This window comes from Roseateles sp. Mitsp63, assembly GCF_059491535.1.
On sequence record NZ_CP168509.1, the window covers coordinates 3,359,092 to 3,373,755 of the forward strand.

General features: G+C 68.2%; 14 protein-coding genes. 8 read left to right on the plus strand and 6 right to left on the minus strand.

All coding sequences use genetic code 11. From position 1 onward, the window contains the following. Positions 1–8: 8 nt before the first annotated feature. From ACEN96_RS14900 to ACEN96_RS14930, 7 genes are all read left to right on the plus strand, one after another. On the plus strand, positions 9–1,100 hold the full coding sequence (locus tag ACEN96_RS14900; protein WP_495583872.1) for an ABC transporter ATP-binding protein: 1,092 nt from the start codon (positions 9–11) through the stop codon (positions 1,098–1,100). Then, positions 1,097–1,999 (plus strand): carbohydrate ABC transporter permease, encoded by a 903-nt coding sequence (locus ACEN96_RS14905; protein ID WP_495583873.1) that lies wholly within the window; start codon positions 1,097–1,099, stop codon positions 1,997–1,999. The genes ACEN96_RS14900 and ACEN96_RS14905 overlap by 4 nt, the downstream gene beginning before the upstream one ends. Next, the gene (locus ACEN96_RS14910; protein ID WP_495583874.1) at positions 1,996–2,832 is read left to right on the plus strand and encodes a carbohydrate ABC transporter permease; all 837 of its coding nucleotides are present in this window, start codon (positions 1,996–1,998) and stop codon (positions 2,830–2,832) included. Before ACEN96_RS14905 ends, ACEN96_RS14910 begins: the two co-directional genes overlap by 4 nt. Beyond that, positions 2,832–4,190 (plus strand): extracellular solute-binding protein, encoded by a 1,359-nt coding sequence (locus tag ACEN96_RS14915; RefSeq protein WP_495583875.1) that lies wholly within the window; start codon positions 2,832–2,834, stop codon positions 4,188–4,190. Before ACEN96_RS14910 ends, ACEN96_RS14915 begins: the two co-directional genes overlap by 1 nt. Beyond that, positions 4,187–5,161, plus strand: a complete 975-nt coding sequence (locus ACEN96_RS14920; protein ID WP_495583876.1) for a glycoside hydrolase family 43 protein — start codon at positions 4,187–4,189, stop codon at positions 5,159–5,161. Before ACEN96_RS14915 ends, ACEN96_RS14920 begins: the two co-directional genes overlap by 4 nt. Positions 5,162–5,278: 117 nt before the next feature. Continuing rightward, positions 5,279–6,040, plus strand: a complete 762-nt coding sequence (locus ACEN96_RS14925; RefSeq protein WP_495583877.1) for a FadR/GntR family transcriptional regulator — start codon at positions 5,279–5,281, stop codon at positions 6,038–6,040. Between the two features lie 12 nt (positions 6,041–6,052). Then, positions 6,053–7,018 carry a LysR family transcriptional regulator gene (locus tag ACEN96_RS14930; RefSeq protein WP_495583878.1) on the plus strand — a complete coding sequence of 322 codons (966 nt, stop codon included), beginning with the start codon at positions 6,053–6,055 and terminating at the stop codon, positions 7,016–7,018. Between the two features lie 228 nt (positions 7,019–7,246). Here the strand turns inward: ACEN96_RS14930 and ACEN96_RS14935 are convergent, their stop codons facing one another. The 5 genes from ACEN96_RS14935 to ACEN96_RS14955 form a co-directional block, all read right to left on the minus strand. Beyond that, positions 7,247–8,221 (minus strand): glycoside hydrolase family 43 protein, encoded by a 975-nt coding sequence (locus tag ACEN96_RS14935; RefSeq protein ID WP_495583879.1) that lies wholly within the window; start codon positions 8,219–8,221, stop codon positions 7,247–7,249. Positions 8,222–8,274: 53 nt separating this feature from the next. Then, positions 8,275–9,276: a galactofuranose ABC transporter, permease protein YjfF gene (gene yjfF / locus ACEN96_RS14940; RefSeq protein ID WP_495583880.1), complete on the minus strand. Its 1,002-nt coding sequence runs from the start codon at positions 9,274–9,276 to the stop codon at positions 8,275–8,277. Then, positions 9,273–10,304, minus strand: coding sequence for an ABC transporter permease (locus ACEN96_RS14945; RefSeq protein ID WP_495583881.1), 1,032 nt, complete (start codon positions 10,302–10,304; stop codon positions 9,273–9,275). The genes yjfF and ACEN96_RS14945 overlap by 4 nt, the downstream gene beginning before the upstream one ends. An 85-nt stretch (positions 10,305–10,389) precedes the next feature. After that, on the minus strand, positions 10,390–11,910 hold the full coding sequence (locus tag ACEN96_RS14950) for a sugar ABC transporter ATP-binding protein (protein ID WP_495583882.1): 1,521 nt from the start codon (positions 11,908–11,910) through the stop codon (positions 10,390–10,392). Continuing rightward, the gene (locus ACEN96_RS14955; protein ID WP_495583883.1) at positions 11,910–12,887 is read right to left on the minus strand and encodes an ABC transporter substrate-binding protein; all 978 of its coding nucleotides are present in this window, start codon (positions 12,885–12,887) and stop codon (positions 11,910–11,912) included. The genes ACEN96_RS14950 and ACEN96_RS14955 overlap by 1 nt, the downstream gene beginning before the upstream one ends. Before the next feature lie 213 nt (positions 12,888–13,100). On the opposite strand from ACEN96_RS14955, the gene ACEN96_RS14960 reads away from it, so the two are divergent. After that, complete coding sequence (locus ACEN96_RS14960; RefSeq protein ID WP_495583884.1) at positions 13,101–13,619, plus strand: pyridoxamine 5'-phosphate oxidase family protein; 519 nt, start codon at positions 13,101–13,103, stop codon at positions 13,617–13,619. 89 nt (positions 13,620–13,708) lie between these two features. On the opposite strand, the gene ACEN96_RS14965 is transcribed toward ACEN96_RS14960, so the two are convergent. After that, the gene (locus ACEN96_RS14965) at positions 13,709–14,638 is read right to left on the minus strand and encodes a pyridoxal-phosphate dependent enzyme (RefSeq protein WP_495583885.1); all 930 of its coding nucleotides are present in this window, start codon (positions 14,636–14,638) and stop codon (positions 13,709–13,711) included. Between the last annotated feature and the right edge of the window lie 26 nt (positions 14,639–14,664).

The following is a 14,664-nucleotide window of genomic DNA, read 5'->3' on the forward strand; positions in this document are numbered from 1 at the left end:
ACATTCCGTTGGCAGCCCTCAAGCTGGAGCAGATCGGCAAGCGCTATGGCGCGGTGCAGGTCATCCCGGACCTGTCGCTCGACGTGGCGCCGGGCGAGTTCATCGTGTTCCTCGGCCCGTCGGGCTGCGGCAAGACCAGCCTGCTGCGCATGATCGCGGGGTTGGAGGAAGTCACCGCCGGCCGCATCGAGATCGGCGGCAAGGATGTGACCCATGCCCCGCCCGGCCAGCGGCAGCTCGCGATGGTGTTCCAGCACTACGCGCTGTATCCGCACATGACGGTGCGCGAGAACCTGGCCTTCGGCCTGCGCAACATCGGCCTGGCGGAGGATGAGATCGACCGCCGCATCCAGGAGGCGGCCCGGATGCTGGAGCTGGACGCGCTGCTGGCGCGCAAGCCGGGGCAGCTGTCCGGCGGTCAGCGCCAGCGCGTGGCGATCGGCCGCGCGGTGGTCAAGGAGCCGGCGCTGTTCCTGTTCGACGAGCCGCTGTCCAACCTCGACGCGGCGCTGCGTGGACGCACGCGGCTGGAGCTGGCGCAGCTGCATCGGCGGCTGGGCGCGACCATGATCTTCGTGACGCACGACCAGATCGAGGCGATGACGCTGGCGACCCGGATCGTGGTCATGAACGGCGGGCGCATCGAGCAGGTGGCGCCGCCGTCGGAGCTGTACCGCCGCCCGGCGACGCGCTTCGTCGCCGGTTTCATCGGCACGCCGGGCATGAACTTCATTCCGGCGCGGCGGCTGTCCGACCGGCAGGGCATGGCCGTGATCGAGCTGCCCGGCGGGCAGGAGCTCGCGACCCGCGTGGCCGCCACCGTGCCGGGCAGCGAGCTGACGCTCGGCATCCGTCCGGAGCATCTGGTCACCACGGCGCGCGGACCGCTGCCGGCGGTCGTCGAGATGGTCGAGTTCCTGGGCGAGCGCAGCCTGGCGCATGTGCGGCTCGTCGACGGGACGCGGGCGATCGCCACGGTGGCGGGCGCGTCGCCGGTGGCCGGCGAGCCGGTGCAGCTTGAACTCGCGATGGAAGAGGCGCACCTCTTCGACGCGCAAGGGCGCGCGCACCATGCGCTCGCGCAGGGACAGCCGGCATGAGCGCCGCGCCTGCCGTCGGTCTTCGCGCCTCACGTCCGGCGCATGCGCTGTTCGTGCTGCCCTTCGTCGCGGTCTACGTGCTGCTGCTGCTCTGGCCGCTGGCCAAGGGCTGGTTCATCAGCTTCCACGACCATGACCTGCTGTCCAACGACAGCTTCTTCATCGGCCTGCAGAACTACCGCGAGCTGCTCGACGACGACGTGTTCCACCAGGTCGTCTGGAACACGATCCGCTTCGTGCTGATCAGCGTGCCGGTCTTCGTCGTCCTGTCGCTGATGCTGGCGCTGGCGCTGAACCGCCCCGGGCGGCTCGCCGCCTTGCTGCGCGCCGTGTTCTTCTGCGCGAGCGTCTTCTCGGTCACGCTGATCACGCTGGTCTGGCAGCTGGCGCTGATGCCCGAGCGCGGCCTGGTCGCGCAGGGCAGCGCGGCGCTGGGCATTCCTCAGCTGCCCTGGCTCACCAGCGACCTGCTGGCGCTGCCGACGCTGGCGCTGGTGACGGTGTGGTGGATCATCGGCCTGCCGATGATGCTGTTCCTCTCGGCGCTGCAGCAGATCCCGTCGGACGTCTACGAGGCCGCCGCGCTGGACAACGCCAGCCGCTGGCGCACGCTGATCCATGTGACGCTGCCCGCGCTCAAGCGCACGGTGGCCCTGGTGGCGGTGATCGAGGTGATCCGCCAGTTCCAGGTCTTCCCGCAGATCATGCTGATGACCAACGGCGGCCCCAACAACACGACGCGGCCCATCGTCCAGTTCATCTACGAGCAGGCCTTCATGCAGCTCTCGCTGGGCTACGCGACGGCCGCGTCGCAGGTGCTGCTCGCCGTGATGCTGGTGGGCGTGTCGGTGCAGATGTGGCTGGAGCGGCGCGACGCCGCGCAAGGAGCGCGCCGATGACCCCGATGCTGCGCAAGGGCTGGTTCGACCGGGCGGTGATGGCGCTGCTGGTCGCGCTGGCGGCGCTGTGGATGCTGCCGCTGCTGTGGGTGCTGGCGCTGTCGTTCAAGCCGAACGAGCTGCTGATGGTGCGCACCGACGTCTTCCTGGCGCCGCCGTACACGCTGGCCAACTACGCGGACATCCTGCAAACCTCCGCGGTGTTCCGCTGGCTGGGCAACAGCGCGCTGGTCGCGGCGCTGCAGACGCTGGGCGTGCTGGTGCTGTCGTCGCTGGCGGGCTATGGCTTCGCGCGCTGCGAGTTCCCGGGGCGGCGCTGGCTGTTCCCGCTGGTGCTGTTCGGCCTGGCGGTGCCGTCGCAGAGCGTCTTCATTCCGCTGCACCGGCTGTTCTCCGACTGGGGCCTGCAGAACACCTACGCGGGGCTGGCGCTGCCGGGGCTGGCGGCGCCGTTCGGGGTGTTCCTGATGACGCAGTACTTCAAGGCCGTGCCGATCGACCTGGAGGAGGCGGCGCTGCTGGACAACGCCTCGCGCTTCAAGACCTTCCTGCGCGTGGTGCTGCCGCTGACGCTGCCGGCGCAGGCGACGCTGGGCATCTTCACCTTCCTGGCCTGCTGGAACGACTACCTCTGGCCGCTGGTCATCGCGACGCAGCCGGAGATGTACACGCTGACGCGCGGGCTGGCGTCGACGCAGACCAACTTCGCGCAGTCCGAGGGACTGGGCTTCCTGATGGCGCAGGCGGTCTTCGCCGGCGCGCCGGTGCTGATGATCTATCTCTTCTTCCAGAAGCATCTGGTCACCGCGGTGGCGGGAACGGGGCGGTCGTGATGAGGCGCTCCCTGCTCATGGCGATGCTGGCTGGCGCGGCGCTGCTCGCCGGCTGTGGCGACCGCGCCGCGACGGCGACGGGTTCGGGCGCCAGGCCGAAGACCGAGATCACGCTGATGCGCTTCTTCGGCAGCTGCGACGCCAAGTTTGGCGCGGTGAACGACGCGAGCCAGGGCGTGGGCGAGTGCGGCATCGTGACCGCGATGGTCAACGAGTTCAACGCGACCAATCCCGACGGCATCGTCGTGAAGACGCAGGTCGCCGAATGGGCGCCGTACTACGACCAGTTGACCGCGCGCCTGGTGGCGAAGGACATCCCGACGGTGGCGGTGATGCATGAATCGGCGCTGGGCGACTATGTCCGCCGCCGGTTGATCGAGCCGCTGGATGCGGAGCTCCCCGCGCTCGGCATCGACACGGCCGACTTCACCGACCACGCGCGCCGCGGCGTGACGCTGGACGGCCGGATCTACGCCTTGCCCTTCGACACCTGGGCCTGGCTGTGGCACGTCAACACGACGCTGATGTCCCAGGCCGGGCTGATGGGCGCGGACGGCAAGCCCAGGCTGCCGCACACGCCGGACGAACTGCTCGCGATGGCGCGGCAATTCAAGCAGCGGACCGGCAAGCCGTACTTCGCGTGGGCGATCGTCAAGGAGACCGCGGCGACGAACCGCACCTTCCAGACGCTGATCGCTCAGCAGGAAACCAAGCTGTTCAGCGAGGACGGCAAGCGCATCGACATGCATCAGCCGCAGGTGGTCAACGCGCTGGCGCTGATGCAGCAGCTGTATGCCGAGGGGCTGGTCAAGCCCAACCTCGACTACGGTGGCGCCAACCAGGCCTTCCTGAATGGCGAGGCCGGCGTGGTGGTCGTCGGCACCTGGACCATCGACCAGTTCCTGCGCGAGGCCCGCAAGCCCGGATCGCCGCTGAAGGGCGGCTACACCGTGGTGCCGTTCCCGCGGCTGTACCAGCGGCCGGCGGTGTTCGCCGACGGCCACAGCTGGGCGCTGTTCAAGGGCGGCGCCGCGACGCCCGAGCAGCACGCGGCCGCGCTCAAGCTGCTGCAGTTCATCTGGAAGCGCAATGCCGAGTGGGCCCGCACCGGGCACCTGCCGGTGCGCCGCTCGGTGGCGGAGAGCGCGGCGTTCAAGGCGCTGCCGTTCCGCGAGAACCTGACCGAGATCACCCGCACCGGCACGTCGATGCCGGGCAACGTGCCCACCCAGCGCGCGATCGAGCTGCTGATCGGCGAGGACGTGAGCAACCTGATGGTCTCCAACAAGCCGATCGCCGAGGTGCAGGCCGACGTGGAGAAGCAGGTCAACAAGGCCTTGAAGAAGGTCAGACGATGAAAGCGCGAGACGACGCCATGACGCTGAACTGGTCCAACCCGCTGATTCCCCAGCGCGCCGATCCGCACCTGTCGCTGCACGATGGCCGCTACTGGTTCACCGCGTCGGTGCCCGGCTTCGATGCGATCGAGCTGCGCGGCGCCGCGAGCATCGAGGACCTGCCGCGGGCGGCACCCCGGATCGTCTGGACGCGCCATGCGCAGGGACCGGCGAGCTGGCACATCTGGGCGCCGGAGCTGCATCGCGTCGATGGCCGCTGGCTGATCTACTTCGCGGGCGGCGAGCGCGACGACATCTGGAAGATCCGCATGCATGTGCTCGAGAACGCGCATGAGGACCCGACGCAAGGCGAATGGATCGAGCGCGGGCAGATCCGCACGCCGCTGGATGACTTCGCGCTGGACGCGACGACCTTCGCCCATGGCGGCGAGCAGTACCTGTGCTGGGCCGAGGCCGATACCTCGCGCCAGGGGAAGACCAATCTCTATCTCGCCACGCTGGCCAACGCCTGGACGCTGAAGAGCGCGCCGACGCTGATCAGCGAGGCCGTGCTGCCGTGGGAGCGCATCGGCTTCGCCGTCAACGAGGGGCCGGCGGTGCTGCAGCGGCATGGCCGCGTGCTGGTTGCCTACTCGGCGGCGGCGACCGATGCCAACTACTGCATGGGCCTGCTGTGGGCGGACGCGGCGGCGGACCTGCTCGATGCCTCGGTCTGGCACAAGTCGCCGGTGCCGGTCTTCGCCAGCGCCAACGGCCAGTACGGCCCGGGCCACAACAGCTTCACGACGACGCCGGATGGCCGCACGGACCTGCTGGTCTATCACGCGCGCAACTACCGGGAGATCGTTGGCGATCCGCTGCACGATCCCAACCGCCATGCCCGGGTGCAGCCCTTCGAATGGCGTGCCGACGGCTTGCCGGCGTTCGGTCAGCCGCAGCCCGACGGTCCGGTGCAGGCGGTGGAGGCATGAAGCGCCGGTGGTTCGCGAGGCTTCCCGGCGGCGACCTGCAATGCGCGGCGCCACTCGCCAAGGGAGGATTTGTCGCGAGTTCCGGGGCCGGGCGCCCGTGATAGCCTGCCGCCCGATATGAAGACCCGCGCCGATCATTCGACCTACAGCCCGCGCGCGCGCCGCGCCGAGGGCAAGAGCCAGCATGGCCGCATCGTCAGCGAGCTGGGCCTGGCCATCGTCTCCGGCGAGCTCGAGCCCGGCGACCGGCTGCCCGCCGAGCAGCAGTTGCTGGACCGCTACGACATCAGCCGCCCGGTGCTGCGCGAGGCCGTGCGGGTGCTGGTCGCCAAGGGCCTGGTGGTGTCGCGCCAGCGCGCCGGCGCCATCGTGCGGCCGCGCAACGAGTGGCATCTGCTGGACCCGGACGTGCTGTACTGGCTGATCCAGTCCAAGCCGCAGCAGGAGTTCCTGAACACGCTGATGGAAGTGCGCCGCGTGTTCGAGCCGGCCGCGGCCGCGCTGGCCGCGAAGGCGGCGACGCCGGAGCAGCTCGAGCGCATCGAGCAGGCTTTCGACGGCATGTCCGCCGCCACCGATACCGAGCACCTGCTCGAGCCCGACCTGGCCTTCCACCGCCACATCGCCGAGGCCACCAACAACGACCTGATGGCCTACATCGGCAACATGCTGTCGCTGGCGCTGCGCGAATCCATCATCCTGAGCAGCCAGCTGCCCAACACCCATGGGCTGTCCTTGCCGCGCCACGAGGCGATCCTGACGGCGATCCGCAACCGCGACCCGCTGGGCGCGCGCCAGGCGACGCTGGTCCAGTTGCAGGAGACCGGCGATGACCTCAGCAGCGTGCTGTCCACCAAGGGCATCGTGGACCTGGCCTGACGGAAGAACGTGATGGATGACGCCCCGAATCCCAACTGGTTCCTGCGCGCGCGGCTGAAGACGCGCCAGCTGCTGCTGCTGATCGCGCTGGATGACCACCGCAATATTCACCGCGCCTCCGAGGCGCTGTGCATGACGCAGCCCGCGGCGTCCAAGCAGCTCAAGGACCTGGAGGACATGCTGGAGGTGCGGCTGTTCGAGCGCCTGCCGCGTGGCATGGAGCCGACGCTGTTCGGCGAGACCATGATCCGCCACGCGCGCATGGCGCTGACCAGCCTGGCCGCGGCGCATGACGACATCGTCGCGCTGAAGAAGGGCCTGACGGGCCAGGTCGAGGTGGGCGTGATCATGACGCCGGGGATGGCGCTGCTGCCGCGTGCGATCGCGCGGGTGAAGGCGCAGGCGCCGCTGCTGCGCATCGGCGTGCAGATGGAGACCAGCAAGGTGCTGATGGAGCAGCTCAAGCGCGGGACGCTGGATTTCATGATTGGCCGCATCCTCGAGGAGGACAGCGCGAGCGGTCTGCAGTACGAGGAGCTGAGCGGCGAGCCGGCCTGCGCGGTGGCGCGGCTGGGGCATCCGCTGCTGGAGCGGACGGACCTCACGCTGCAGGATCTGGCGACGCAGCCGTGGATCCTGCCGCCGCCGGGCAGCGTGCTGAGACACCGATGGGAGCTGATGTTCCGGCGGGCGGCGATCGATCCGCCGGCGGATGCGGTGGACACGACGGCGCTGCTGGTGATCACGGCGCTGCTGCAGCAGACGGATTCGCTGCATGTGATGCCGATCGAGGTGGCGCGCTACTACGCATCGCTGAGAGCCTTGGCGATCCTGCCGATCGAGCTGCCATGCAGCATGGATGCCTTCGGCATCATCACGCGCGAAGACCATCTGCTGTCACCCGGCGCCCGCGCGCTGCTCCACGAGGTGCGCGCGGTCGGCAAAGAGCTGTACCAGCCGACAACAAAGCCAAGCTGAGTCCGCTGGCCCCCGTTGCTAACTCCCTCGCCCCCCGCGAGGGGGGAGAGGGCAGGGGAGAGGGGGTGCTTCGAAGGGCAGCAGCGCTGTGGCACGAGCCCCCTCTCCCCTCCCTCTCCCCGCTGGGGCGAGGGGGTTTTTTACTGCGACGACGTCCGGCTCCTACCCCCTCGCCCGCTTGCGCGAGAGGGAGAGGGCGGGGTGAGGGCCAGCGGCCTCCGCAGGCCTTCAGCCCTTGCATCCTGGCGACGGATTCGCTGCTGGCCCGGCGTCCGTCTGCGGCACGAACTGGATCGTCCCGTCCGCGTTGTAGTGCAGTTCCTCGACGGCGACCGATCGCCGGAACTCCCCACCGCCAGGCAGTTTGGCGTTGTGATACGCGATATAGCTCTTCCCGTTGAACTCGAAGATCGCCTGATGGATCGTCGGTGTCTTCTCATTCTTCGCCATGATCACGCCGCGTGGTGTCCAAGGCCCGACGGCGCGGGGCCCGGTCATGTACGCGGTTTCTTCCGGAAAGTGCTGCGAGTACGACAGGTAGTACGTCCCGCCATGCTTGTGCAGGTAAGACGCCTCAGTGAAGTCCTTCACCGCCACGGCATTGATCGACCCCGCGAGTTCCGTCATCGACCCCTTCAGCTTCACGTACTTCAGCACCGTGTTCCCGAAGTACAGATAAGCCTGCCCATCATCATCGACAAAGATCGCGGGATCGATGTCATCCCAGGCGATGTCGGTCTGTGTGGTCATGTCGTTGGTGATCAACGCCGACCCGCGCGCGTCCTTGAACGGGCCGAGGGGACTCTCCGCCGTCGCGACCCCGACCGCGAACCCCGGGATCGACGCATGCTCCACGGTCGCATAGAAGAAATACTTCGGCTTCCCATCGACAACGCGCCGGGTGATATCCGATGCCCACGCGCGGCCCTTGGCCCACTTGAAGTCGAGTGCCTTCATCGGCGCGCCATGGTCGGTCCAATGCGTCATGTCGCAGCTGGAGAACACGCGCCACTCGTTCATGACGAAGTCCTTGCCGCCCGGCTCGGCCTCGTCATGCCCGACATAAAGGTACACGCGCCCGTTGTCGACCAGCACGGCGGGATCGGCCGTATAGAGCTGCGGAAAGAGCGGATTCGCCGCTCGCGCCGGAGCGCCGGCGAACGCGAGCGCCGCGGCCAGCGCGGCGGCAATGCAGGTCTTCATCAAGGAAAGCTTCCGGAAAAAGCGAAACGAAGAAGAGGCACCACGCGTCCCCATCAAGCCTGCCCCGCCGGCCGGGCGAGCAGCCGCTGGACGACGCAGAACACGAACAGCAGCGCGCCGATGACGATCTTGGTCCACCAGGAGCTGAGCGTGCCGTCGAAGGCGATGAGGGTCTGGATGACGCCGAGCACCAGCACGCCGGAAAGCGCGCCGGCGACATAGCCATAGCCGCCGCTGAGCATCGTCCCGCCGATGACGACGGCCGCGATCGCGTCGAGTTCCGCGCCCTGCGCATGCAAGCCATAGCCGCTGAGCATGTAGAACGCGAACAGCAGCCCCGCCAGCGCGGCGCAGAACCCGCTGACGCCATACACCGCGAGCTTGGTTCTTCCGACCGGCAGTCCCATCATCAGGGCCGACTGCTCGTTCCCGCCAAGCGCGTACACCGCGCGCCCGAAGGCGCTGCGATGCGCGACCCAGATCCCCGCGGCCAGCACCGCGAGCGCGATCGCGGCGCTCGGCGAGATGAACCCGCCCGGAACGGACCACTGCGTCTGCGAGATGGCGACGAAGGTGGGATCGTCGATGGTGATCGAGTCGACGCTGATCAGGTAGCAGAGCCCGCGCGCCAGGAACATGCCGGCGAGGGTGACGATGAAGGGCTGCAGCTTGAAGAAGTGGATCAGCGCGCCCTGCAGCACGCCGAAGACCGCGCCGCCGCCCAGCACGAGCGCGATCACGGCCCAGGCTGGCCAATGGGCCTGATGCAGCAGCCAGGCGGCGATCGTCGTCGAGAGCGCCAGCACCGCGCCCACCGAGAGATCAATGCCGCCGGACAGGATGACCAGGCTCATGCCGACGGCGAGCACCAGCAGGTAGGCGTTGTCGATCACCAGGTTGAGCATCACCTGCGGCGACGCGAAGCCGGTGTAGTGCGCGCCACCGGCCGCGATCAGCGCGAGCAGCAGCACGACGGTGATCTGCGCGCTGAAGGCGGGCTGCCGCAGCCAGCGGCGCAGCAGGTCCAGGGGGCTGGGCGAGACGACGGCGTTCATCGGGCGGCTCCGCGCAGACGCTGCAGCATCGGACGCAGTTCGCTGGACTGCAGGATGCAGAGCACGAAGACGACGACGGCCTTGACCACCATGTTGATCTCCGGCGGAACACCGAGCGAGTAGATCGTGGTGGTCAGCGTCTGGATGATCAGCGCCCCCACCAGCGCGCCACCGAGGTGGTACTTGCCGCCGGCCAGCGACGCGCCGCCCAGCGTCACCGCGAGGATGGCGTCGAGCTCCAGCAGCAGGCCGGCGTTGTTGGCATCGGCACTCTTGATGTTGGACGCGATCATCAAGCCGGCCAGTCCTGCGCAGGCGGCCGCGAACACATAAGTCCCGAAGATCAGCGTGGCGGTGCGCAAGCCCGCCAGGCGCGAGGCCACCGGGTTCAGGCCGACGGCCTGGACGAACAGGCCCAATGCGGTCTTGCGCAGCAGCGCGGTGGTCGCGAGCGCCAGCGCCGCGACGACCCACAGCGACACCGGCAACCCGAGCAGGTAGCCCCCACCGAGGACGAAGAAGTCATCGCGGTAGACAGTCAGGATCTGTCCATCCGACAGCAACTGCGCGAGACCGCGCCCAGCCACCATCAGGATCAACGTCGCAATGATCGGCTGCAGCTTCAGCCCGGCCACCAGCGCACCATTCCACACCCCGCACAACAACGCGGCGCCCAGCGCACCCGCATAGGCCGTCGTCAGCGAGTGATCCGCGTTGACGAGCGAGGCCGCGACCGTCGCGGCAATCGCAACCACCGCGCCGATGGACACATCTATGCCACGCGTGGCAATCACCAGACTCATGCCCAACGCCGCCAGCATCAGCGGCGCCGCACGGTTCAGGATGTCGATCAACGGACCATACAGATGACCATCCTTGATCTCCAGGTGCCAGAAACCCGGCAGACAGATCACATCGATCAGCAACAGGATCGCCAACGCGGCAACCGGACGCAGCAGAGGATGCGCCACCATCCACGCGAACACACGGCGTCGCGCAGGCTTGGCGGCGGCAGGGGCACTGCTCATGGAAAGAGTGTCAATCACAGGTTGCTTTCACTTCGACGAGCAGCGCGTTGGCCGCCATGGCATGGGGCCACCTTCAACGGTTCTGCTACCGGGGACCATCGCCGGCAATCACTTCGAGGACCGAGCGTTCGTCAAGATCACCCCGGACGTAGGTGCCGATGGCCTGGCGGTCGCGCAGGACCACGAGACGATCACTGCAGCGCAAGACCTCCGGAAGCTCCGACGAGATGAAGAGCACCGCCATGCGGCGGTCGGTGTCATCACCCTGGGCGCACAGGCGGCGGACCTCGTCCATGATCTCCTCCTTCGCGCGGACATCGATGCCCCGCGTCGGCTCGTCCAGGATCAACAGACGCGGCTGCGTCAGCAGCCATCGGGCCAGCAACGCCTTCTGCTGGTTGCCCCCCGACAGGAGACCGATCGGCGTCTCGATGTCCGCGGTCTTGATGCCCAGTCGGCGCACGTAGTCGTCGGCAACGGCCTGCTGACGCTTGAGCGGAATCGCGCGCCACCATCCCTGCCGCGCCTGCAGGGCCAGCACGATGTTCTCGCGGACGGAGAGCGCGAGCACCGCGCCTTCCAGCTTTCGGTCCTCCGAGCAGAACGCCAATCCATTCGCGATCGCCTGCCGCGGCGAGGCGAAGCGCTGACGCTTCCCGTCGATCTCGATGTCGCCGGCATCGGCACCGTCGGCACCGAAGAGCAGCCGCGCCGTCTCCGTGCGGCCCGAGCCGAGCAGACCGCACAGGCCGAGCACCTCGCCGCGGCGGATCTCCAGGTCAAGCGGCTGCAGCGCGCCCTTGCGCGCCAGGCCATGCGTGACGAGCGCGGGCTCCGTCGATTGGGCGCAGGCCGTCAGGGGCTGGCCAGCGGCCGTGTGCGGCCCGACCATCTTCTGGATGAGCTCGAGGCGGCCGAGGTCCTTGGGCAGGAACTCGCCCTCGGTGCGGCCGTTGCGCATGACGGTGATGCGGTCGGAGACGGCGTAGACCTGATCGAGGAAGTGGGTGACGAAGAGGATGGCCATGCCCTGCTCGCGCAGGCGCCGCATGACGCGGAAGAGGTGCTGGACGGCGGCCTCGTCGAGGCTGGAGGTGGGCTCGTCGAGGATGAGGACGCGCGCCGAGATGTTGAGCGCGCGCGCGATCGCGACCATCTGCTGGATGGAGAGCGAGTAGCGGGCCAGCGGGGCGTCGACGTCGATGTCGAGTTCCAGCTCGGCCAGGAGCTGACGGGAGCGCTCGCGCATGCGCGGCCAGTCGATCTGGCCCCAGCGGCGCGGGTAGCGGCCGATGAAGAGGTTCTCGGCCACCGAGAGGTTGGGGACGAGGTTGACCTCCTGGTAGACGGTGCTGATGCCCAGGTCCTGGGCGTGGGCGGTGGAGCGCGGGGCGATGGGATCGCCGGCGAGCTCGATGCGGCCGGCATCGGGCGCGTACAGGCCGGTGAGGACCTTGATGAGCGTGGACTTGCCGGCGCCGTTCTGGCCCATGAGCGCGTGGATCTCGCCGCCGAACAGACGCAGCCAGACCCCGGAGAGCGCCTGCACGCCGGGGAAGCCCTTGTCGATGCCGCTGAGCGAGAGCAGCAGTCCGGGGGCGTCCATCAGTACTTGCGGTTGGGGAGTTCCTTGGCGGCGACGTCGGCGGTGAAGACGCCTTCCTCGGTCGTGATGCGCTTGGCCACGGGTTTGCCGGCGACGACGTCCTTGGCGAGCTGCATGAGCTGCGGGCCGAGCATGGGATTGCACTCGACGGTGACGTTGAGCTTGCCGGCGGCCATGGCCTGGAAGGCGCCGCGCACGCCGTCGATGGAGACGATGGCGATGTCCTTGGCGGGCTTGAGGCCGGCTTCCTCGATGGCCTGGATGGCGCCGATGGCCATGTCGTCGTTGTGAGCGAAGAGGACGTGGATCTTCTTGTCCTTGGCCTTGAGGAAGGCCTCCATGACTTCCTTGCCCTTGGCGCGGGTGAAGTCGCCGGACTGCGAGCGGATGATCTTCAGGCGCGGCTCGGCCTGGATGACTTCCTCGAAGCCGCGCTTGCGGTCCAGGGCGGGTGCGGAGCCGACGGTGCCCTGGAGCTCGACGATGTTGACCTCGCCGGTGGGGGCGTTCTTCTTGGCCCAGTCGACGAGCCAGCGGCCGGCCTTGCGGCCTTCCTCGACGAAGTCGGAGCCGATGAAGGTGACGTAGAGGGAGGGGTCGCTGACCTTGACGGCGCGGTCGGTGAGGATGACGGGGATCTTGGCGTTCCTGGCCTCGCGCAGGACGGTGTCCCAGCCGGACTCGACGACGGGCGAGAAGGCGATGACGTCGACGCGCTGGGCGATGAAGGAGCGGATGGCCTTGACCTGGTTTTCCTGCTTCTGCTGGGCGTCGGCGAACTTGAGGGTGATGCCGGCCTGCTTGGCGGCGTCCTTGATCGAGTTGCTGTTGGCGGTGCGCCATTCGCTTTCGGCGCCGACCTGGGAGAAGCCCAGGACGAGCGGCTTGCCGTCCGCCGCGAAGGCGGGCAGGGCGGGGAGGGCGGTGCCCAGCGCGAGTGCGCTCAAGGCCAGCAGCTGACGACGCGTGGTCTTCATGATCGTTGTCTCCTCGTTGGTTGTTGATGTCGGGGCGCGCCGATGCGGCAGCGCCCCTTGTGAGGTGTTCGTGATCCTAGGGAGGGGCGGGATGCCGGACCAATCACATTTGATGCGGGGGTGATGTCGGGATTGGTATCGGTGAAGGCGATCCTGGACGTGAGTCACAGGAGCGCCTCTTGCTGAACCTCCTCAGCAACCCAGGAGCCCTCCATGACCGACCACTCGCCCTCCGATGCCGAACGCCGCGCCAAGCTCTGGAGCTTGATCAAGGACATCCGGATCGGCTTGTTCACCACGCAGCATGCCAACGGTCATCTGCACTCGCGCCCGATGACGCTACAGAACCAGGACCTGCACGAGGACGAGAACCTCTGGTTCTTCATGTCCCGCAGCGGCGATCCGTTCAGCGACATCGTCGCGTCGCCGCAGGTGAACGTCGCCTTCGCCAACCGTGACGACGACACCTACGTGTCGGTGTCCGGGACCGCGACGCTCAGCGAGGACCGCGCCAAGCGTCAGCAGCTCTGGAACAAGGCCGCCGAGGCCTGGTTCCCTGGCGGCATCGACGATCCCGACCTGGCGCTCGTGAAGGTGCGCATCAGCCATGCGAGCTATTGGGACGTGAAGTCCTCCAAGTTGATGCAGCTCTACGCGATGGCGAAGTCCGCCGTCACCGGCAAGCCGCCGACCAACCTCGGTGAAACCGGCAAGGTGCGCATGGACCGCTGAGCCGAGGCCGCTCGACGAAGCCGCCTTCATCGCCTGGGTGAAGGCCGCGAGCGAGTTGCCGGGCGAGCGGATGTGACCGCGGCGAGCGTTCAGGCCTTGCTGGCGCTTTCCGCGGCCCAGGCCTGCAGGTCCTCATAGGTCGCGCAGGCGCCGCCGCAGAGGATCACCAGCACGTTGCGCGCCTTCTGCAGGACCGGCACGGCGCGCTGGCGCGCCACCGCGACCGCCGCGCCGCAAGCCGGCTCGACGATCAGGCGGTGCTCCTTGGCAACGTCGAGGCAAGCTTGCACGGCTTGCGCATCGGTGACGGTCGCGCTGACGACCTCATGCCGCCTCGTCCATTCGAAGGCCTGTTCACTGACGCGGCGCGCGCCGAGCGAGGTCGCGATGCTTGTGATCGCATCGAGCGTCACGAGTCCGCCGGCCGTGATCGCGGCATTGAGCGAATCGGCACCGATTGTCTCGGCCGCGACGAGCGGCACGTCGCTCCAGCCGACGGCATGCATCCCTTGCAGCACGCCGCTCATCAATCCGCCGCCACCCACCGACAGCACGACCGCATCCGGCTTCGGACACTGCGTCGCGGCCTCTTCGATCATGGTCGCGTGGCCGTCCCACAGCAGGGGGTCGTCGAACGGATGGATGAACGCGTCCGTCGGCTGGCGCAGCGACATCAGATGCTCGTTGGCCTCCATCCAGCTCTTGCCGTGGACGATGACCTCCGCCCCCTGGCGGCGGATCAGCGTCTTGGGCCATTCGCGCGTCGTCTCGGGCACGACCACGACGACCGGCAGCCCGAGCCGCCGTCCCGCGTACGCGACCGCCATGCCGGCATTGCCGCCCGAGGACGACAGCAGCCGCTTCGCGCCGCGGGCGGCATGGACCTCACAGGCGTGGCCGATGCCGCGCAGCTTGAACGAGCCGCAGGGTTGCAGGGCTTCGAGCTTCAGCCAGAGGCGTTGATCGGGGGTGCTGAAGGCGTCGGAGTCGACGGTCGGGGTGGGGAGATGGATGGGCATCGGGAAAGGCTCGGAGTGTGCAGATC